Annotated in this window: 22 protein-coding genes and 3 pseudogenes; 12 read left to right on the forward strand and 13 right to left on the reverse strand. The window is 29.6% G+C overall.

What is annotated here, in order from left to right; translation table 11 throughout:
• Positions 1-300: 300 nt before the first annotated feature.
• Positions 301-1257: a replication initiator protein A gene (locus tag LIX58_RS12430; protein WP_226386362.1), complete on the reverse strand. Its 957-nt coding sequence runs from the start codon at positions 1255-1257 to the stop codon at positions 301-303.
• Between the two features lie 385 nt (positions 1258-1642).
• On the opposite strand from LIX58_RS12430, the gene LIX58_RS12435 reads away from it, so the two are divergent.
• Positions 1643-2356: a DUF536 domain-containing protein gene (locus LIX58_RS12435; RefSeq protein WP_154838479.1), complete on the forward strand. Its 714-nt coding sequence runs from the start codon at positions 1643-1645 to the stop codon at positions 2354-2356.
• A gap of 355 nt (positions 2357-2711) precedes the next feature.
• Here the strand turns inward: LIX58_RS12435 and LIX58_RS12440 are convergent, their stop codons facing one another.
• Positions 2712-3533 (reverse strand): LysR family transcriptional regulator, encoded by an 822-nt coding sequence (locus LIX58_RS12440; RefSeq protein ID WP_070441693.1) that lies wholly within the window; start codon positions 3531-3533, stop codon positions 2712-2714.
• 114 nt (positions 3534-3647) lie between these two features.
• Here LIX58_RS12440 and LIX58_RS12445 point away from each other — a divergent pair, with 114 nt between their 5' ends.
• Together LIX58_RS12445 and LIX58_RS12450 are read left to right on the forward strand one after the other, a co-directional pair.
• Positions 3648-4643, forward strand: coding sequence for a YeiH family protein (locus LIX58_RS12445; protein ID WP_154838478.1), 996 nt, complete (start codon positions 3648-3650; stop codon positions 4641-4643).
• A gap of 188 nt (positions 4644-4831) precedes the next feature.
• A pseudogene (locus LIX58_RS12450) lies at positions 4832-4987 on the forward strand (hypothetical protein); the annotation flags it as partial.
• An 18-nt stretch (positions 4988-5005) separates the two neighbouring features.
• On the opposite strand, the gene LIX58_RS12455 reads toward LIX58_RS12450, so the two are convergent.
• From LIX58_RS12455 to LIX58_RS12460, 3 genes are all read right to left on the reverse strand, one after another.
• Positions 5006-7156 (reverse strand): peptidase domain-containing ABC transporter, encoded by a 2151-nt coding sequence (locus LIX58_RS12455; protein ID WP_154838477.1) that lies wholly within the window; start codon positions 7154-7156, stop codon positions 5006-5008.
• A 70-nt stretch (positions 7157-7226) separates the two neighbouring features.
• Positions 7227-7358 carry a hypothetical protein gene (locus tag LIX58_RS12585; protein WP_257643419.1) on the reverse strand — a complete coding sequence of 44 codons (132 nt, stop codon included), beginning with the start codon at positions 7356-7358 and terminating at the stop codon, positions 7227-7229.
• Between the two features lie 33 nt (positions 7359-7391).
• Complete coding sequence (locus LIX58_RS12460; RefSeq protein WP_154838476.1) at positions 7392-7610, reverse strand: hypothetical protein; 219 nt, start codon at positions 7608-7610, stop codon at positions 7392-7394.
• A 246-nt stretch (positions 7611-7856) separates the two neighbouring features.
• On the opposite strand from LIX58_RS12460, the gene LIX58_RS12465 reads away from it, so the two are divergent.
• Positions 7857-8492, forward strand: a complete 636-nt coding sequence (locus LIX58_RS12465) for an IS6 family transposase (protein WP_226386364.1) — start codon at positions 7857-7859, stop codon at positions 8490-8492.
• Positions 8493-8774: 282 nt separating this feature from the next.
• Complete coding sequence (locus tag LIX58_RS12470; protein ID WP_226386363.1) at positions 8775-9074, forward strand: hypothetical protein; 300 nt, start codon at positions 8775-8777, stop codon at positions 9072-9074.
• 183 nt (positions 9075-9257) lie between these two features.
• On the opposite strand, the gene LIX58_RS12475 is transcribed toward LIX58_RS12470, so the two are convergent.
• Together LIX58_RS12475 and LIX58_RS12480 are read right to left on the reverse strand one after the other, a co-directional pair.
• A complete protein-coding gene (locus LIX58_RS12475; RefSeq protein WP_145437214.1) occupies positions 9258-9866 on the reverse strand; it encodes a recombinase family protein in 609 nt (202 codons plus the stop codon).
• 214 nt (positions 9867-10080) lie between these two features.
• On the reverse strand, positions 10081-10755 hold the full coding sequence (locus tag LIX58_RS12480; RefSeq protein WP_016931271.1) for an IS6 family transposase: 675 nt from the start codon (positions 10753-10755) through the stop codon (positions 10081-10083).
• 57 nt (positions 10756-10812) lie between these two features.
• Between LIX58_RS12480 and LIX58_RS12485 the strand changes: the two are divergent.
• A pseudogene (locus LIX58_RS12485) lies at positions 10813-11268 on the forward strand (cation diffusion facilitator family transporter); the annotation flags it as partial.
• Positions 11269-11308: 40 nt separating this feature from the next.
• Here the strand turns inward: LIX58_RS12485 and LIX58_RS12490 are convergent.
• Positions 11309-11582: pseudogene (locus LIX58_RS12490) on the reverse strand (glutaredoxin family protein).
• Between the two features lie 174 nt (positions 11583-11756).
• Here LIX58_RS12490 and LIX58_RS12495 point away from each other — a divergent pair.
• The 6 genes from LIX58_RS12495 (at position 11757) to LIX58_RS12520 (ending at position 18936) form a co-directional block, all read left to right on the forward strand.
• Positions 11757-12032: a metal-sensing transcriptional repressor gene (locus LIX58_RS12495; RefSeq protein ID WP_001831396.1), complete on the forward strand. Its 276-nt coding sequence runs from the start codon at positions 11757-11759 to the stop codon at positions 12030-12032.
• 14 nt (positions 12033-12046) lie between these two features.
• On the forward strand, positions 12047-14434 hold the full coding sequence (locus LIX58_RS12500; RefSeq protein WP_001832797.1) for a heavy metal translocating P-type ATPase: 2388 nt from the start codon (positions 12047-12049) through the stop codon (positions 14432-14434).
• A gap of 33 nt (positions 14435-14467) precedes the next feature.
• Positions 14468-14677, forward strand: a complete 210-nt coding sequence (gene copZ, locus LIX58_RS12505; RefSeq protein ID WP_001831373.1) for a copper chaperone CopZ — start codon at positions 14468-14470, stop codon at positions 14675-14677.
• 63 nt (positions 14678-14740) lie between these two features.
• A complete protein-coding gene (locus LIX58_RS12510) occupies positions 14741-15397 on the forward strand; it encodes a hypothetical protein (protein WP_001831384.1) in 657 nt (218 codons plus the stop codon).
• A gap of 192 nt (positions 15398-15589) precedes the next feature.
• On the forward strand, positions 15590-16117 hold the full coding sequence (locus tag LIX58_RS12515; RefSeq protein WP_001831394.1) for a GNAT family N-acetyltransferase: 528 nt from the start codon (positions 15590-15592) through the stop codon (positions 16115-16117).
• Between the two features lie 197 nt (positions 16118-16314).
• Positions 16315-18936, forward strand: coding sequence for a TrlF family AAA-like ATPase (locus LIX58_RS12520; protein ID WP_053027805.1), 2622 nt, complete (start codon positions 16315-16317; stop codon positions 18934-18936).
• Positions 18937-19071: 135 nt separating this feature from the next.
• On the opposite strand, the gene LIX58_RS12525 is transcribed toward LIX58_RS12520, so the two are convergent.
• The 5 genes from LIX58_RS12525 to LIX58_RS12545 form a co-directional block, all read right to left on the reverse strand.
• Positions 19072-19164, reverse strand: a complete 93-nt coding sequence (locus LIX58_RS12525) for a type I toxin-antitoxin system Fst family toxin (protein ID WP_001791613.1) — start codon at positions 19162-19164, stop codon at positions 19072-19074.
• Positions 19165-19328: 164 nt separating this feature from the next.
• A complete protein-coding gene (locus tag LIX58_RS12530; protein WP_002441960.1) occupies positions 19329-19676 on the reverse strand; it encodes an ArsR/SmtB family transcription factor in 348 nt (115 codons plus the stop codon).
• 18 nt (positions 19677-19694) lie between these two features.
• Positions 19695-20312 carry a CadD family cadmium resistance transporter gene (locus LIX58_RS12535; RefSeq protein ID WP_012818129.1) on the reverse strand — a complete coding sequence of 206 codons (618 nt, stop codon included), beginning with the start codon at positions 20310-20312 and terminating at the stop codon, positions 19695-19697.
• A gap of 549 nt (positions 20313-20861) precedes the next feature.
• A complete protein-coding gene (locus tag LIX58_RS12540) occupies positions 20862-21116 on the reverse strand; it encodes a hypothetical protein (protein ID WP_154838501.1) in 255 nt (84 codons plus the stop codon).
• A gap of 109 nt (positions 21117-21225) precedes the next feature.
• Positions 21226-21351: a hypothetical protein gene (locus tag LIX58_RS12545; RefSeq protein ID WP_034172953.1), complete on the reverse strand. Its 126-nt coding sequence runs from the start codon at positions 21349-21351 to the stop codon at positions 21226-21228.
• Positions 21352-21884 lie beyond the last annotated feature (533 nt).

The raw sequence follows: 21884 nt of genomic DNA on the forward strand, positions 1-21884 counted from the left end.
TTTTAGTCCCACCTACTTGCTTAACTACAGTTCATTTTCAGATTTACTCAATTGCCATTGAAGATAAAGTTCGACTGCAGTTAAAAGAACATTAATCATTGCCAAAGTAACTTTAATCTTTTTCTTATTACGCATAAGTGTTCCTCCTTTCTTTAATAGCGGCATGTTAGGTTGTGACATTGTGTGGATGTTATTTTGTTATCCCTCCCTTACTTTCGTTTGATCTAGGTGGTTGCCTTAGCAACCACTTGTAAATAAAAAAAGAGAACATCTATTTAAAGATGCTCTCTAATTAAATCATTATTGATTAAATAAAGAAGTGATTGGTAAATGATCACGTCGTTTATTAAGCGTATGCATTTCAGCGAATTCAGACTTAAGGGATTTCATTAAGTACCCTTGCATGGCTTCAACGGTTTCATTTTTTTGAATAAGCATAGCTTTGAAACGTTTAAGAACGTGAAGTATTTCTATTTCCATATCTTCTAATAAGTAATATGTATCAATAGAATTATTAAAGGACGTTTTGGCTTTTAATAATACAGGTTTGATGATTTTAATTTCATTTACAGAAAAGTTATTTAAATACCTTTGAATACTTTGAGGTAGTTCTTCGAGTAATTGAAACTTTAAAGCCTCATTATTAAAGTTTGAATTGTCGTGATTTGAATGATTTGCATGATTATTAGGATAGGTTAATTTCTTATCATTCAAATCATCCGTATCATTATTCTCAGTCTTAATATAATCAGTATCATTATAATCAGTATCATTAGGGTCTAAAATTTGGGATTCTGGAGTCCCAAATTTTGAGAATCTGGAGTCCCAAAATTCGGGATTCTGGAGTCCCAAAATTTGGGACTCCTTGTCATTATAGGTTATAGATGAGGATTGAATACTTTTTTCTACATTAATATTAGTTTCTATATCATGCAAATATAATTTATTAGGTTTATTAAATCCTGTACGTATTTGTTCAAGTAACCCTACTGCTTGAAGTTCTTTTTTTATTTTAGTAATTGTATTCTTGCTTTTATCTAATATATTCTGGAGACTTTCATTTGTAAAAATAAAATATATATCCCCATTATCATCGACCCAATTATTTTTAATCGACAAGCTAACTCTATCGTTGAGAATTGCATAAGTAACTTTGGCACTATCACTTAATTTTTTATATTTTTCATTAACAAATAATGCTTTATGTAGCATATAAAAGTTTTGATTTGCTTGATTTTTAATATTTTTACGAGACATAATAAAAAACCTCTTTCCAATTAAATTTGAATAGAGGTAATAAAACATTACAAATCCACATAACTTTTTGACTTGCAAACTGTAGATATTGTTGTATATAATACATATATCAAATTAAATAGCTAACGTATTGTAACGTTTTATTACCCAGTCCCAACTATTACCAGTAGTTGGGACTAAAACGTATTATGGACATTATATCATTAAAAAAGAACATATAAAAGATATTATAATCCCACTAAAAACCTTTTATAAACACTTGATAATAATCTTATCAAGTGTTTATAAAAGGTTTTTTAATACTACTTAAGTTCCCTTTATAAAAGTATTTGTGATAAAATTTATTTATAAAGGGTTGATAAAGTATTTATAAAGGGTTGAAGATATGAAGAGCGTTAAAGAAATAAGTGAAGAATTGGAAGTTAGTAAACAGACTGTATTTAATAATATAAAAAGATTGAATATAGAAACAGTGAAACAGGATAATACTTCATTCATTAAAAATGATGTTGATGTAGAAAAAATCATTCAAAGAGTAATCAGAAATAAAAAGAAATATGGCTTTGAAAGTACTAATGTAAGTTCAGAGAAAGTTAAAACAGATAATAAAAAAAACGAATCTAAATATGATGTTCAAATAATTGAACTACTCGAAAAGCAAATAGATACTTTAAATAAACAACTTGAAAAACAAGAAAAACGTCATGAAACGACAATAGAATTTTATAGAAAAGAATTACAAGAAAGGTCGAAATTACTTGAAAACCAACAAGTATTAGCATTAGAAAGTAACAAAAAAATACAAAGGTTGGAGTCTGAGTTAGAAGAAGAAAGGCAACTCAATTATTCTGCTAATAAGAGGCAGGACATTGAAGTTCAAGAAACAATGGAAAATATGGATTCTATAAATAATGACTCAGATAGTCAAAAAGAAAAAATGGTTTCCCATTTTAGGGATGAAAGTAAAGATAAACATGAGGATAAGCAACAAGATAGTGAACCGCAACAAGGTAATAAAATAGATGGTGAGCAGAAAGAGGATATCAGAAACGAAAATCATTCTAAAAAAAGTTTTTGGAGTAAACTGTTTGGTAATTAAAAATGAATATAAAAGGTGTATCAAGAGTTTATAAACCCTTGATACACCTTTTATATTGATGGAACTTCTGATAATCATTATTTATGTTAATTGTAATGTAAGAGACAAACACTTTTAAGTTATTGTTTGTCTTTTTTAGATTATTGATTATACAGTTTCCTGGTCATATCGTCATTTATTGTAATTTTAGTTAATAATTTTGCTCAACATCAATAAATTTTCTCGTCATAATAGCTTATATTATGATGTGATATGAGCACACCGAACTAATAAATGATAAGTAAAGTTTTTTCACTAATTTTCTTTTCTAAAAAGAGGCTGGGACATAATCCTAGCCTCGGCTTTTTTACATACTCTACTTCATAATCATTTCAATGACAGCTCTAATATTTTTATCAATATATTTATCAACATGTTGAGCAAGGTAATAATGACGTTTCACATTTAAAGTTGTTATCATTAATTTTTCATAATCCTCGGGATGAATTGCTGATTTTGAAATAATCGCAAACCCATTTCCAGCCTCTACCATTTGTTTGATAATCTTAATATTATTAATTTCTATCAAATATGGATTTAATTTTAACTCAGAAAGACCTACTTCCTGATAAAACCTTGTTCCAGACCCTTTTTCTCTAACGAAACATATATCCATTCTAGGTTGAACCGATTTTTTGTAAATATACACCATTTCATCTTCTATTATTTTCTTACATTTTATTACATTGTCTTGAATTTCCTTTTCTACAATACCTATATCTACTCTGTTGTGTTTAATATCATTTATAACAGAATCTGAATTATTAACACGTAAATGAATATGTAACTTAGGGTATTGTTGCATAAGACGGGTAAGCTGTTCTGATAATAAATATTCACCATATGTATAACTGCTTCCAATTGTTAAGGTGCCTGAGATGATTTCAGATTCCGATGTTAAGTTTTGCCATAATTCTTGTTCAATACTTTCCCGTTGCAATGCATATTGTAATAGCTTTTCGCCATCTCTAGTTAGTTTTAAATATGGAGATTTAAATTCAAATATTTTAACATTATATTTTAATTCTAAACGTTTAATATCACGACTCACAGAAGGCTGCGAAGTATATAAATTTTCTGCTGCTCTAGTAAAACTTTCTGTTTTCATTACTTCAATTAATACCTTATACGGATCCATGAATCATTCTCCTTTAAGTCTAATATAACATTTTTGATATATATACTATACTTATTATTTATTTAACGCTATAACAATAACGTGCTAAGATTTTATATCGAGGTGAAAGTACATATGAAATCAATAACGCAGGCTTCATTTATGAAAGGTATTATGTTTACATTTACGATTGCAATAATCAGTTATATATTAGCTAAATTTCCTATTTTACATACGATTGGGGCATTAGCTATTGCCATCATTTTTGCGATGATATACCGCCAAGTCATAGGTTATCCTGAGCATATTCGTCCAGGCATTACGTTTGCATCGAAACGTTTATTAAAATTTGCGATTATCTTATATGGGTTAAAATTAAACATAGGGGATATTTTAGGTAAAGGCTGGAAATTACTACTTATTGATATTATCGTAATTATCTTTTCAATAAGTTTAACTTTAATTTTGAATCAAATTATTAAAGGAAATAAAGATATCTCTATACTACTTGGTATTGGTACAGGAGTATGTGGAGCTGCAGCTATTGCAGCTACAGCACCAATCTTAAAATCTAAAGAAAAAGACATTGCAATAAGTGTAGGTATTATTGCACTAGTTGGAACTATATTTGCACTTATTTATACAGCTATCGAGGCTATTTTTAACATACCTACTATAACTTATGGTGCTTGGACAGGTATCAGTCTACATGAAATCGCTCAAGTCGTTTTAGCAGCAGATATTGGCGGGCCAGAGGCAATGACATTTGCTTTACTTGGAAAATTAGGCCGTGTGTTTTTACTTATTCCACTAAGCATTGTCTTAATTTTGTATATGCGTTATAAGTCACACTCAAGTCAAGTACAACAAAAAATCGATATTCCTTACTTTCTAATTGGCTTTATTATAATGGCTTGTATCAATACATTTGTTCCTATTCCTCCATTACTTATGAATATTATAAATGTTATTACAACGGTATGTATGTTAATGGCGATGGTTGCTCTAGGATTGAATATCGTTTTAAAAGAAGTTATTTCAAAAGCACTTAAACCATTCATTGTGATATGTATAACTTCAATTTGTCTGTCTGGTGTGACTCTCTTAGTTACTTCTATAATTTTTAAATAAGGTAACATGTTATATGTTTATATTTAAAATAAAAAAGAGGCTAGGAATTATGTCCCAGCCTCTTTTAATGTGAATCAAACTTCTGATAATCATCACTTATGTCAATAAAAGATAAAAGTTCCTTTATACGTGTTTCTAATACTATGATATATTGAAATAAATAGTAATAAATAAAGGATGGGGCGAAATTGGCATATCAGAGTGAGTTTTCCTTAGAGAAGGAAATGATGAATCAATTAAAAGAAAATGGATATGAAATCGTAACAATTAGAAACGATAAACAACTATTAGATAACTTCCGTTCTATATTAAATGAACGTCATAAAGATAAATTAAATGGCCATCTTCAACATTATCTAAATTTAAACTTGTAAGTTCCATAATTCATTGTATATACCTTGAAGCTTTAAAAGCTCATCGTGCTTCCCTTGTTCACACATTTGCCCATCTTGCAATACATATATAATATCAGCATTTTTAACCGTACTAAGTTTATGAGAAATTATAATTGCGGTTTTTCCTTCATTATAAACCAACTGATCTATAGTACTCATTATTTTTTTCTCCGTAATACTATCTAATGCACTGGTGGCTTCATCAAAGATAAAAATATCTGGATCTTTTAAAAATGCTCTGGCTAAAGAAATTCTTTGGGCTTGTCCACCTGACAAATTAGACCCTCTTTTTTCAAGCATTGTATCCAATTTATTGGGTAATTTATTAATAAAATCTAGTGCTTCAGCATTTTTACATGCTTCTAAGACTGCACTCTCAGATTTGAATTCGTTACTTCCGTGTAATAAGTTATTAGAAATTGTATCAGCAAATAAGAATGTATCTTGTGATACATAACCTATCTTCTCTCTTAATTCTACTAATTTTATTTTATTAATATCTTCATTATCAATTAAAATTTTCCCTTCATTAACATCGTAGTATCTGGCTAATAGCTTACCTACTGTACTCTTCCCACTACCACTTTCTCCAACAATAGCAATTTTATTTCCCTTTTTAATATCTATATTCACACTATCAAGAACTATACTTCGAAAACCATACTGAAAAGATACATTCTGCAATGCGATTTTATTATCAAATTTATAAGGTAGATTTTCTTCAGAATTTTTTGGTTCTGTATCTAAATCTGTAATTTCTGCAATACGTCTTGCAGCTACAAAAGATGACTGTAGAGTGGGTTGTATGTTTATTAACCTTTCTATGGGATCTAAATAATATATTGTTAAAGCATTAAATGCTAATAAGCTCCCTAATGTCATTTCTTCATGAATTACAAAGTAACCGCCTGCCCATAAAATAACTAAGCTAATCATCATTTTTAAGAATCTATTAAACGATAATTGTAAATTTGAAAATCGTCCTAGTTTTAAAAGATTTTTCATTAATTTATCAAATTTAGTCACTGCTTTATTATAAACATTTTCTTCTGAGTGATAACTTTTAATAATTTGATTACCATCAAAAGACTCAATTAAATAAGAACTCAAATCAGCATCATTTTCTGCAACTTTTTGATTGTAATACTCAAACGGTTTTTTTAATATGAAGGCACATACAATTAATAAGGGAATAAATATTAATGTTATTAATAGTAACCTAGAGTTCTGTAAATAAAGTAAGGTGCCTCCAATTACTATCATTAAAGTATCAACAAGTAATGTTACTGTGGAGGACGATAAAGCTTCTCTAATCTTTGATGTATCCATAAATCTTTGTAAAATTTCCCCACTTTTCCTCGTATCAAAGAAATTTGTGGGTAAATGAAGCACATGATAAAAATAATTTTTCATTAAATTTATATCTATTTTCAAACTAAGCCGCAAAATCATCTCATACCTTATATAAGTTACAATAATAGATGATATATATAGAGCAAGAATCCCCATACCTAATAAATGAAGATTTGATATCAAGTTGTTTGGTATAATATTGTCTGTCAAATATTTAAAAAACAGTGCTCCAAGAATACCAATTATATTAATTACAAATGACATAAAAACCAACAAATATATTTTTAATTTATTTGTTATAAAAATATCTACAAATAGCTTCATATATGATGGTGATTCATTTTCCACTGTAAAAGTACTCATTTTTTCAATTAATACAGCAATGTTCGTCCATTGCTCATTAAATTCATTTTTATTAAGTCTATATCTGCCTTTTCCAGGATCGACAATATGTATTTTATTATTTTTTATTTTTTCAATAATTACAAAATGATCATAACCTTGCTGATTGATAATATGTGCAATTACAGGGAACTTTGCTGAATTTAGTTCTTTAATAGACTCTACTTCCACTCCTGTAAGCTGGATACCTATCTTTTCTCCTGCTTTTATTAAACCGTATAGATTTGTCCCTAATTTATCTGTTTTAGCCCATTCTCGTAGCTTAGGTATAGATACACGTTTACCATAATACTGAGAGATCATCGCCAGACAAGTTGGACCACAATCTTTTTCATCGTACTGTTGGATGTATTTTAATTTCACATTTTCACCCTCTATAAAGCATATGCGAGGGTGGTATACCACCCTCGCATATGTTGTATTTAATATTTTATTATTTCTTTCCAACAACACTGATGCTTACATCATCTACTTTATTAAGTACTTTTCCAGTGACTTCACCAAGGCTTTCCCAAGCATTACCACCATTAATTTGTTTTATTTCTTGATTCGATAACTTTTTCATTAATTTTCTCCTCCGTGACTTTTATTATTAATATTATTCCAATTTGTCATTTACAGAATTAATAAAGTCTCTACCGCCGCCAACAACTTTTCCTCCGGTTCTACCAATCCAGCCGTTTGTATTAGTTCCACCTTCCCACTCGCCTAAGCCTTCTTTAAATCCATTTTTCATATCCGAAAGTCCTCCACTAACACTATCCTTAAATCCTCCGCCATTAATAGTGTTTAGCTCTGCTAAATTTAATTTTTTCATTATAATAACCTCCTAAATTATTTCGACTATTTTAATCAAAAAACAAGGTATTAACTAATCAAAAAGCATAGCTTTTTGATATTTTCATTTTAACTATCGATTATTAAAACACAATTAACAAAATGTAAAAAAAGTATTTAGATAAAAGTCGGTTCTGTTGCAAAGTTAAATTTATAGTATGATTTTAACAAAGAAGGAGCCTTCTTTATGAACTATTTCAGATATAAATAATTTAACAAGGATGTTATCACTGTAGCCTTTGGCTACTATCTAAGATATGCATTGAGTTATCGTGATATATCTGAAATATTAAGGGAATGTGGTGTAAACGTTCATCATTCAACGGTCTATCGTTGGGTTCAAGAATATGCCCCGATTTTATATCAAATTTGGAAGAAAAAGCATAAAAAAGCTTATTACAAATGGCGTATTGATGAGACGTACATCAAAATAAAAGAAAAATGGAGCTATTTATATCGTGCCATTGATGCAGAGGGACATACATTAGATATTTGGTTGCGTAAGCAACGAGATAATCATTCAGCATATACGTTTATCAAACGTCTCATTAAACAATTTGGTAAACCTCAAAAGGTAATTACAGATCAGGCACCTTCAACGAAGGTAGCAATGGCTAAAGTAATTAAAGGTTTTAAACTTAAACCTGACTGTCATTGTACATCGAAATATCTGAATAACCTCATTGAGCAAGATCACCGTCATATTAAAGTAAGAAAGACAAGGTATCAAAGTATCAATACAGCAAAGAATACTTTAAAAGGTATTGAATGTATTTATGCTCTATATAAAAAGAACCGCAGGTCTCTTCAGATCTACGGATTTTCGCCATGCCACGAAATTATCATCATGCTAGCAAGTTAAGCGAACACTGACATGATAAATTAGTGGTTAGCTATATTTTTTTACTTTGCAACAGAATCAAGCAAATGGTATGGGTGGTATGCTGTTATTTAATCCTGTGTAGATGGGATCACTTATAATTGGAGTATTACTATTTTATGCCTTTAGAGGATCAGATCTTGTTAATCGTTCTGAACGTACTATAGCAAACACTTTTCCAAATTGGAATAGCCGCAACCGATTCAAACTGCAATGTTTATCTTTATATCAATGTTTGGTTTCACCATGTTTATTCTTGGTGTCATGGCATGGTTTGGCATGAGAGCAGTACCGTTATTTATGGTATTATTATTCTTCAGTATGCAGATGTTGACATTACCGAAACAAATGTTGCATGAATTCTATCAAAAATATGTGTTATCGTGGGATCCATTTAGTTACTATGTAGAAGGTTTAAGAGATCTTATTTACTTGCATAAAGATTTATCGTTCAACACACCTGCTGCTGTAATGATAGTACTCATAATATTTGGTGTCATTTCAACATTAATTGCAGCTACAACCAGAAAACATAGTGAAAAAAGTGCGGAACTTTCTGAGTAATACTTAAATTAAAAATAAAAACCATCGTTATTGATAAAAAATTTAAATAGTATTACTACACAAAAAGAGAGTGCGAATTCGCACTCTTTTTTTCTTGTATAATTATTAAAAGATCATTTCAATAATATAATATGAGTTTTGAGACACTGTGAGAGCCTCTTATTTGCATTGACAATCAATTTATCAAGATAATCCCTTATCATGTTTAATTCTATAAACTGTTTGTCTTGTAATATTAACTTCTTTGGCAATTTTACTAATTGCTCGCCCTTCTTCTAACATTTCTACAACTCTATGATAAATAATACGTTTTTGAGGATCTTTCGCATTGGCCGAATATAATAAAGGGCGTCCTTTATACACACCTTTTTCTTTCGCAACTTTAATACCCTGGGCTTGTCTACGTTTACTTTCATTTCGTTCTTGTTCTGAAACCATTGCTAATATTTGAATGATTAGGTCTTTCATAAATTTATCTAGTAATGGATTGCCAATAACTTCGTTCATCATAGGCAAGCTAGTAATCATCAATTGAACTTCTTTGTTTTTTAAATAGTTAACAGTATGAATCACTTCATCGTAATTACGACCTAAACGATCGATGGATTCCACTATAAACCGATCTCCCATTCTCACAAAGTTAAGTGCTTCTTGAAGTACCGGTCTATTTTCAATAGATTTACCAGACTGTTTTTCTGTAAATATTTTTTCAGCACCAAACGTTTTTAAATTTTCCAACTGTCTTTCTAAATTTTGATCTATCGAAGATACTCTCGCATAACCTATAATCATTTATTTTCACTCCACAATAAATATACACCCTAATCATACGTTTTAGTCGTTATAAATTCAACAACTATATTTGTATGATTAGGGTGTACCCTAATCAGTCAATATTTCCAATAATTTGCATATCTTTTTTGGTTCTGTTGCAAAGTAAAAAAAGGTTCTGTTGCAAAGTCAGAAAAAATATAACTAATTATCATTTTAACATGGTAGTATTCCCTTAACTGGCCAACATGTGATTAATTTCGTAGCACGGCGAAAATCCGTAGATCTGAAGAGACCTACGGTTCTTTTTATATAGACCATAAATACATTCAATACCTTTGAGTGTATTCTTTGCCGTATTGACGCTTTGATATCTCGTCTTTCTCACTTTAATATGACGGTGATCCTGCTCAATGAGGTTATTAAGATATTTAGATGTACAATGACAGTCGGGATTAAGTTTAAAATCTTTAATCAACTTAGACATTGCCACCTTCGTCGAAGGTGCCTGGTCTGTAATTATCATTTGAGGTTTACCAAATTGTTTAATAAGTCGCTTAATAAACGCATATGCTGAATGATTATCTCGTTTCTTACGTAACCAAATATCCAATGTATGACCATCTGCATCAATGGCACGATATAAATAGTACCATTTTCCTTTTATTTTAATGTATGTCTCATCAACGCGCCATTTATAATAAGCTTTTTTATGCTTTTTCTTCCAAATTTGATACAAAATAGGAGCATATTCTTGAACCCAACGGTAGATCGTTGAATGATGAACGTTAACGCCGCGTTCTCTTAGTATTTCAGATATATCACGATAACTAAGCGCGTATCTTAAGTAATAGCCAACGGCTACAGTTATTACATCTTTATTAAATTGCTTATATCTAAAATAATTCATAGAGAACGCTCCTTTTTTGTTAAAATTATACTATAAAATTAACTTTGCAACAGAACCCTTGGATCTATAGGTGCAGTTATAGCAGCCCTTCTCATTATATTTTTTAGATGGGGGTGGGCGGATCCTTTAGCAAGTGTGATTGTAGCAATTTTAGTACTACGTAGCGGCTTTTATGTAACAAAATCAAGTCTTCATGTATTAATGGAGGGAGCACCAAGCAATATAAATACAAAAGACATTATTAAAACTATTAAAAAATTCAAAGAAGTTAAAAATATTCATGACTTTCATGTTTGGTCAGTAACTAGCGGATTAAACGCGTTATCTTGTCATATTGTTGTAGAAGATACAATGACCATTACTGAAAATGAGTTTTTACTTAAACGTATAGAACATGAACTCAATCATCAAAATATTCAACATGTCACAATACAGACTGAAACTTCTAACAATAATCATAGTGAAAAATTGTTTTGTATCGTGAAAGAAGAAGACAGTCAACATCATCATTAAATAAACAGCCATTATTAAAAAATAATGGCTGTTTATTTAATTATTCCAATATATTTAATATATCTTTTTTGTTATTTTCAAATCCCACGTAATATTTAAACAACTTTTTTTACCCCAAAAATTTTTTTTATAAAAAACAAATAAGGGAACAATTCGGTTGCCTGATATTTTTTCATTTCTTCTTCTAAGTCCAAATTTTGACTTACATCTTTATGACTATAACTAATCTCTTGAGAGTTTAAATACCTTTTTGATTCTTGGCAATCAGAGCATGTAGGTCTTGTGTAAAGCTCAAGTTGTATATTTTTATCCAAATATATCTCTCCTAATATAAGTTTTAGCATACATTTTATACAAGTGTACCTCTTAAAACAAACTATAAATATTAATTTTTTATATGAAACTTTTGTATTGACTTATACCTACCAGGGGTATAATATAGGTTTCAATAAGACATACCCCATCAGGGTATACGAGGAGGGGTGAAATTGAACACTACTACTGTTAAAAACAATGACGCATTGCTCAATAGACTCAAAAGATTAGAAGGACAAATGCGCGGTTTACAATCAATGATAGCAGAAGATAGATATTGTATAGACGTACTAGTACAAATAACAGCAATACAATCAGCCCTAAAACAAGTGGGTTTTATAGTAACTGAAGACCATATATCTAATTGTGTAAGTGAAGGTATTAAAAATGGCAACGGAGAAGAAAGTATCAAAGAATTGATGGTTGTATTAAAACAATTTTCAAAATAGGAGGAAAGAAATAATTGAGTGAAAATATTAAAAAAACCTCATTAGGTATCACAGGCATGACATGTGCAGCTTGCTCGAATAAAGTAGAAAAAAATCTAAATAAATTAGATGAAGTTAACGCTAATGTAAATCCTTCTACAGAGAAAGCTACAATTGAATATAACCCCAATGTTACATCATTAGAAGATATTGCAAATACAATTCAAAAAACAGGTTATGGAGTTTTAACCGAAAAAGTGGATCTCGATGTAATGGGAATGACGTGTGCAGCTTGTTCGAATAAAATCGAAAAAGTTTTAAATCGAATCTCAGGTGTAAATAAGGCTACAGTTAATTTAACCACAGAAAGTGCTACTGTAGAATACAACCCTGATATGACGTCTGTAGATGAATTTCAACAACGTATTAAAAACCTAGGGTATGAGGCACAACCTAAAAAAGAAGCATCAGAAAAAAGTTCCCAAAAAGAAAAACAATTAAAACGACAGTTAATTAAATTAGTTGTTTCAGCTGTTTTAGCAGCTCCATTGTTAATGACAATGTTCGTTCATTTATTTGGTATTCAAATACCACATATATTTATGAACCCGTGGTTCCAATTTGTATTAGCAACGCCTGTTCAATTTGTTATTGGTTGGCAATTTTATGTAGGCGCTTATAAAAACCTTCGTAATGGGTCAGCAAATATGGATGTTCTTGTCGCTTTAGGTACAAGCGCAGCCTTCTTTTATAGTATTTATGAATCGATTAAGTGGTTAATTAATACAAATTATGAGCCACACCTATATTTTGAAACAAGTGCTGTATTAATTACTTTAATTCTTTTCGGAAAGTATTTAGAAGCACGTGCTAAAACACAAACAACAAATGCGTTAAGTAAATTGTTGAATTTACAAGCTAAAGAAGCACGTATATTACGCAACGGTGAAGAGACTATGGTTCCTTTAAGTGAAGTAAAAGAAGGAGACTATTTAGTTATCAAACCAGGAGAAAAAATACCAGTAGATGGCAAAATAATTAAAGGTATGACTTCAATTGACGAGTCAATGTTGACAGGTGAATCTATTCCTGTTGAAAAAATGCAAAATGATAATGTTATAGGATCAACAATGAATAAAAATGGAGCAATTACTGTTGAAGCAACAAAAGTTGGTAAAGATACAGCTCTTGCCTCCATTGTTAAAGTTGTCGAAGAAGCGCAAGGTTCTAAAGCGCCAATACAAAGACTAGCAGATATTATTTCTGGATATTTTGTACCTATCGTTGTAGGTATCGCGATTTTCACATTTATTATATGGATTTCATTAGTTCAGCCGGGACAATTTGAACCAGCCTTAGTTGCTGCAATAGCAGTATTAGTTATCGCTTGTCCTTGTGCGTTAGGCTTAGCTACGCCTACTTCTATAATGGTGGGTACCGGAAAAGCTGCTGAAAATGGCATTCTATTTAAAGGTGGAGAACACATTGAAGGTACACACGCTATTAATACAGTTGTTTTAGATAAAACTGGCACTATAACAAATGGCACACCTGAAGTCACTGATTTTAGTGGAGATGATCAAACATTACAATTGTTAGCTAGTGCAGAAAAAGGTTCTGAACACCCACTAGCTGAAGCTATCGTAAGTTATGCTAAAGAAAAATCATTAGAATTTTTAGAAGTAGACCATTTTGAAGCTATACCAGGGCGCGGTATAAATGCAACAATTGATGGTAAAGAACTTTTTGTCGGAAATCGAAAACTAATGAGTGAAAAAGGAATCCAAACTAATGAAGCTGAAACAAATCTCGCTCAATTTGAAAAAGAAGGAAAAACTGCAATGCTTATAAGCGTAGATAACGAATTGAGAGGGGTTGTCGCTGTAGCTGATACAGTTAAAGATACTGCCCAACAAGCTATTCAAAAACTTCATGAATTAGGTATTGAAGTTGCTATGTTAACTGGTGATAACAAACGTACCGCACAAGCAATAGCAAAACAAGTTGGTATAGACACGATTATTGCAGAGGTTTTACCAGAAGAAAAAGCTTCTAAAGTAGCAGAAATTCAATCTGAAGGTAAAAAAGTAGCTATGGTTGGAGATGGTGTCAATGATGCTCCAGCACTAGTTAAAGCAGATATTGGTATTGCCATTGGTACAGGTACAGAAGTTGCAATCGAAGCTGCTGATATAACTATTTTAGGAGGAGACCTTTTATTAATTCCAAAAGCAATAAAAGCAAGTAAATCTACAATTCGTAATATTCGCCAAAATCTATTTTGGGCGTTTGGTTACAATGTTGCAGGTATCCCTATAGCAGCAATTGGTCTGCTAGCACCTTGGGTTGCGGGAGCAGCAATGGCTTTAAGTTCTGTAAGTGTTGTCACAAACGCTTTACGTCTAAAACGTATGAAATTATAAGAATCTTATATTTCTTGAAAGGAGGTGACAACATTGACTAACGAAGTTATTAATGTAGAAGGTATGAGCTGTGACCATTGCAAGCATTCAATTGAAAAAGCATTAAATGGATTAGATGGTGTAACATCTTCAGAAGTAAGCTTGGCGAATGGGAATGTGGAAGTTGAATTTGATGAAAATCAAGTAGCTTTCAACGACTTTAAAGAAGCTATTGAAGATCAAGGTTACGATGTAATTAAATAATTTAAATAGTTGGGCATATCGTTTAATGATATGCCCTTATTAAAAATTAAGGAGGATAAAAATATGAATCATAATCATGAATATCATTCAAACAAACCCGAAATTAAAGCAAATGTTGTATATAGAGATGGTAATATAGAAATTACGTTAGAAGATGAATTTAATAATGCCCCATTATTAGATACTATGCATGAAAAAGAAATGCATTTCGTTTTAGTATCTAATGACATGGAGAAATATTACCACCTACACCCTCAAAAAAAGCATGAAGGTTTATTTATAATTAACCAACAATTAGAGCCAGGAACTTACCAGGCTTTTGTTGATGTTACACCAAAAAACCATGTGTATTCCGTTCATCCTATTGAACTGCAAATTGGAGATAAAATAACCTCTACAACATCTTTAAATTCTGATAAAAATTGGGTAAAAGTTAACAAAGGAGTTCATGTAACTTTAAATTCTATAAGTGCTAAAGAAGATGAACATGTCCCTTTAACTTTCAATACAGAATTAACTCCCCAACCTTATTTAGGAGCTTTAGGACATGTGATTATATTTGATGAGCAATTAACTGATTATATTCATGTTCACCCAGAATCACCTGATTCTACAACCTTTTATGCTCATTTTCCTAAAAAAGGGATGTATAAAATTTGGGCAGAATTTAAATTTAATGATGAAGTGCATAGATTTACTTATAATATTAAAGTTGCATAAATCTATTAGCAAAAGCTTAAAAATCAGTAAATTGTAAAGAGTTATTTAGATAATACAAAACGCTTTATAAAAAATCGAAAATTTAAGATAGAAAGTTGATGAAGAAAGTATCAAAAAATTGTAGTGGTTGTTTATATTGCAACATTCACTGAATTTTTATAGTTAATAACCTATTATTTAAGGAGTAATTTATTGATTAAGTTTGAATATTTTGAGGAGAAAGATTTTGATTTATTAATAAACTGGATAAACTCTCCTGAACTTTTAGTCAAATGGGCAGGTACAGATTTTAATTATCCCCTAGATGAAGAACAATTAAAGGAATATATTAAAGACACAAATAAAGAAAATTCTAGTAAAATAATTTATAAAGTTATCATTGAAGAAAATAATTCAAAAAAAATTATAGGTCATATTGCTTTAAATAATATAGATTTTAAAAATTGTTCCGCCACGTTAAGTAAAGTTTTAGTAGGTGATCCGCAAATGCGTGGCCAAGGATTAGGCCCTAAAATAATAAAGAAATTATTGAAAAAGGCTTTTGAAGATTTGGGACTACACAGAATTGAATTAGGTGTTTTTGCCTTTAATAAATCAGCTATTAAAAGTTACAAAAAGATTGGATTTATAAAAGAAGGAGAAAAAAGAGACTTTAGAAAATTAAATGGAGAATATTATAATTTATGGCAAATGAGTATGTTAGAAAGCGAATGGTCTTGAATAATTTTAAACAAAAATAGTCCTCTTATTTTAATAAGAGGACTATTTTTGTTTATTTAGAGCGTACTTAAATTGAACAAAAGCAGCTATTTTTACAATGAGAATCAAATTATAATTTTTTAATAAAATCAGACTATAAATAAGGTTTATTATATAATTAATATAGCACTATATTTTTATTAATAAGGAGAAATAGTATGTCTAAAAACTACGCTGAATTTTATAAATGTGCTTTGCAAGTTAATCCATATAGCTATATTAAATATAGAGGACAAGAACATGAAATGACAGAGGAACAATATAATGAATCTATATACAACTATTGTATAAAAAACAACATATCAATTATTGGCTTAGCAGATCATGGAAATGTTGATAAATCAAAGAAACTCAGAGAATATTTATCATCTAAAGGAATTCTTGTATTTCCAGGGTTCGAAATTTCCACATCAGAAAAAATTCATATTGTTTGTCTATTTTCAGAGAATACTGAAGAACAAGAGCTAGAGAGATACTTAGGAGAACTAGGATTATCGAACCCTGAAGACGGCAATTCCCCCAGTACTATGAGTTTTCATGACATCACACAAAGAGTAATAGATAGGGGTGGATTTTGGTATGCAGCACATATTACCAGTGATAATGGCGTCTTGAAAGGAAAACATAATAACCTCTGGAAATCGGATAAGTTAGTAGCAGCACAAATACCTTCCAAAAAAAATGAAGTAAATCCTAACTACATTAATATACTTAAAAACAAAGACCCTAATTATCAAAAGAAAACTCCCTTTGCTCTTATTAATGCTAAAGACGTTAGTAAACCTGAAGATTTAGATTTAGATACAGCAAGTTGCTTAATTAAAATGTCAAAACTTAACTTTGAAAGTTTTAAATTAGCCTTTAGAGATCCTAAAGCTAGGGTTAAATTAAATTTTGACATTAACAATAAATACCCACATTCTTCTATTAATGAAATAAAAATTTCTATGGGGTACTTAGATAACCTCTCATTAGATTTATCCCCGAATCTTAATACAATTATTGGTGGTAGAGGAGCTGGAAAATCAACATTTATTGAATTAATTCGATATGCATTAGACATAAATCCTATGAGTCGAAATGCAAACACATCTTTTGAAAACATCTGTAAATCTAATTTAGGAATCGGTGGAATAGTAGAATTAGTTGTAACATCACATGCACAATACGGTAAACAATTTAAGATAATAAAAAGATATAATGAAGACCCTATAATTAAAGATATAAACAATAATGTGTCTAGTTATACTGTTAAAGACATTCTTCCTAATATAGAGGTTTACAGTCAAAACGAAATTATCGATTTAACTACAGATGAAAATGCAAAATTAAAAATTTTAAATCGTTTTTTAAACAGAAATGATAATAATGACGAAAAAAAAGAAGAAATAAAAAGTAACTTACAATCAAATACAGAATCTTTAATTAAAACTGAAGAGAAACTTGAAAAATTACAAGAGAAAATCAATGAATTGCCTAAATTAAAAGAAAAGTTAAAACATTTCAATGAACTGGGCATTGGAAAGAAATTAGAGGTACAAGGTAAAGTATCTAAAGAAGAGCAATACATAAAAACCACTAAAAAAATTATTGAAGATAATGATATTTCTATAACAAACGTCATTCTACCTTTTAAAGAAAATTACAATCAAGAAATTAAACATATTGATATCTTTGATAATATTCAACGTATTATAAACAATCATAATGAAAAACTAAAAGAAATACAGTCTACTTTTACTGAATTAAAAAATACTACCAAAAGCGAAATAGACAAAGTTTATAATGATTGGCATGAAAAGAAAAAGCATGTTGAGAAGGAAATAAATGAAGCTATTAAATCCTTAGATGATATAGAAGGGAAAACCAAACAAGAAATAGCATACGAATATACTGAGACTCAAAAACAAATAACTTCTATCGAACCATTAGAAACACAACTTTCTCAAGTCAACATAGAGATTGAAAAACTGAAAAAAGAAAGAATGCAACTTAAAGAAAATTTAAAAGAAATATTCGATGAACAATTGAAAAATCTTAACAAATGCGTCAAAAAAATAAATAATAACTATTTAAAAGGACAAGTAAACATCAAAATTCATCCATATGCAAATGTTAATAATTTAATAAAATTTCTCAAAGATGAGAACGGATTAGGATATTCAACATTGGAATGGATAAAAAAGCATCAAAATTTTAATTTGTCTAAATTTATTAACTTAATTAAGGATAGAGACAGCGAAGCTATATACGATGAGTATAAGGATAGTGGCTTGAAAAAAAATAAAGCAGATATCCTTTCAAATATGGACTATGAAAGAATTTTACATTTGGAATCAATCGAGCTAGAAAATATTATAGATATACAATTAAATGTTGGAAGTGATGAAAATATAGAATTCCGATCCCTGAATAAATTATCCAAAGGACAACAGTGTACTGCTATTTTAAATCTGTTAACTTTAAGTAATGATGACCCTCTTTTAGTGGATCAACCAGAAGATAATTTAGATAATTCTTTTATAACAAACAATTTAGTTGAAAATACCCGAAAATTAAAAATTAATAGACAATTTATCTTTGCTACACACAACGCTAATATACCTGTATTTGGTGACGCAGAATTAATTGTGACAATGGAAAATGAAAACGGACAAGGAATTATAAATAATGAAAGTTTAGGATCCATAGATAATAATTTAGTAAGAAATTCTGTCATTCAAATTTTAGAAGGTGGAGACATTGCTTTTAAGATGAGAAAAAATAAATATGGACTATAGTAGGTCTTTGCATTCCTCTACTTACCAGTGTTATAATTTAGATAACGAAAATGATTAACAATTAATGCACCAATCCCCACACTACTGCAATAGTGTGGGGATTTTTTCGATGCTGGCTTATAAGTCGCCTATTAATTATTTGTTGCGTTTACTAAGCCAATAAGTATAATACGCAACAGCACAGCCACTGATGACTGGTGCTATGATGTGAACGAAAATGATTAGCAAAGTAATGCACCTCCTCTCTTCGTCAATTGACGCCTGAGAGATAGGCGACTCTATTATTATACCATCTGTGAATATACAAGCATATCTACTTCCGATAAGTCATTTTATGTTATATCTTTGCTTTTTTATAGTATCAAGACAAGAAGAAACTCGTTTCACTCGTTTCAAAAACCCTCCTGATTTTTAGAGAAAAATTCTTTTATTTCATCGTCTTTAATAAAATAATATGCCATCTTTCCCTTTTTATAAAAATCAAGTACATCATTTTTATATAAAAGTCTTAAATGATGTGAAGTTGAAGCAACACTTATTTTCAATATCAAAGAAATATCACAAACACACAACTCATCTTCTTTAATCAAAGATAATATGATTTTCAATTTCTTCTCATCACAAATTTTTTCTAAAATGTTAAGTAATTTCTTAGATTTATCATCTTCTAAAAAACTTAAAGCATTGTTAACTTTATCCTCATGTACACAGATCACATCACAAGCATTTTCATAACTCATATAAAATCGCACCCTAAATTAAAATATAAATCCTAAAATTGTTTGAATAGTATCATTTTCAATAATAATAAATAAACCTAAAGCTATATAAATAACAGCCATAATCCAACGACTAAATTTCTCAACAATTTCTCCAACTCCTGGAATATTAGATAATTTTTGTGCAGTAAATACCAAGAAGAAAATTAAAATTAAAAAGACAAACAGAGTAATTAATAAATTAGTAACACTTAATGTCACAAAATACGGAACAAATAAACCAATATTATCAGCACCACAACTTGCTATCGTAACAATTGCAACCGTACCAACTAATTTAGACAATCCTTTTTCATTCAATTCTTTTTTAGCTCTCTTTTCTCCTTCACAATCATCATAAATAGCTACTTTAATTCCTAAATAAATCGGTATTAACCCTAATAATCCTAATATCCATTTTTCAGGAACATAATTTAAGACAAAGGCAAAGAATAAACTTACGACAATCAATGCCACAGATCCTACATATTGACCAATATAAATATCTCGATATTCTTTTCTAGTCTTTGCCCTAGCAAAAAATATTAATAAAATCACTAATAAATCTACTGCTGTCGCAATATAAAGAATAGCAGCAGTTACAATAGTCTGAATCATAATTACACCTCATTCAAAAATATTTTTGAATGTATTATAACTTATGTTTTCAAATAATCATAGATGCTTTATTCCAATTGCTTTATTGACGTTGAGCCTCGGAACCCTTAACAATCCCAAAACTTGTCGAATGGTCGGCTTAATAGCTCACGCTATGCCGACATTCGTCTCCAAGTTTAGTTAAGGGTTCTTCTCAACGCACAATAAATTTTCTCGGCATAAATGCCGTGTTATAATTAAAATACTTTTTCTGGTTTTTCTCGTATTATTTTTCCACTTTTATCATCCAAAAAGTGAGTAAGAGCTACCTAAATTTTAAATGGTGGCTCTTTTTTTATATTCTAATTTATTACAAATCAGAATACCTTTATTTTTAATTTTAAGACGGTATTTTGAAAAATTAGAGTTATTTATATATTTTTATACCCAAAAACTTATATTGGCTCTTAAAACGCAAATGAGAGCCAAATAAATATATTTTAATTTCACAAACAAAAATTTGAGCAAAACCAGTGACGAATTTTTAGACACTGCCCATCTATATGCAAATTAAAAATTGGCATAAAATTGCTCAAAAATCCATTCAATTTTTTTAGTTCCTGCAGGGACAATTACTTTCAAAAAAACACCAAATTTTGAATTAGCTCCAAATTCTTTGTAAGAGCATAAGGGAAATTTGCATACATAAAAAAATGTATGGTCTGGCGAAGCCAGACATTTCAAGGGATACAGAGATTTTGAAAAAGTATACATTTTTTTGCTTTGTACCCAGAATGTACCCGCAAGATATTGTGTTGTACCCATTTTGTACCCACATCATACTGTATCTGTACCCAAAATGTACCCAGACATTTTTAGCGTATTTTCAACAAAAAAACGCTAGCTTTTTTCTAACGTTTAAGAAAATTTATTTTTATTTTTCTTCTTCAATTTCAACAATCACTTGATGATTAATTTCTTGTTTTTCATTTTCTGTTAAATCAAAAAGTTCACTCGTTAAATATTCTTTTTTATTCCAAATATAAAAATATACTGTCAAATCACCTTCTTTTAGAAAATGCAATTGGGCATGTTTTCTGTTCTATTTTATTTCTTTAGACAGTCTAAAATAAATAATACTATTGCTTTTCAATTAACATTTTATAGTTAATTAAAATAATTTTAGGAAGATTAAAATAAAAAATTTTGAGTATAATCATTTCGATGAATCTTATTATGCACTTTATATTTTTTTATTCTCTAGTAAATAAAAAGATAAAATGATCATTATTGAATTTGATATTGAGAAAAAAGTATTTAATCAATTTCAAAAAGTGAAACAAATGTATGAATTGCTTAGATTACTTTTTAGTGATTTTATTGGTGAAATTAATACTAAAAGTAGTAGGATTAATAGGATTTGGGTAAAAAAATTAATCCTATTTATAGGATTGAGGATGACTGAAGCCTATGAAATCAACAAAAAAAGGAGTCTTCAGACAATTAAAAGTGGTCTTGTAACAATTGTAAAGAGTCTGTATTAAAGTGTTATATTACACTCTAAAGTTCAATGTATAAGAATGCTTATAATCA

The sequence above is a fragment of the Staphylococcus sp. Marseille-Q1834 genome (genome assembly GCF_916858875.1).
GTDB lineage: Bacteria > Bacillota > Bacilli > Staphylococcales > Staphylococcaceae > Staphylococcus > Staphylococcus pragensis.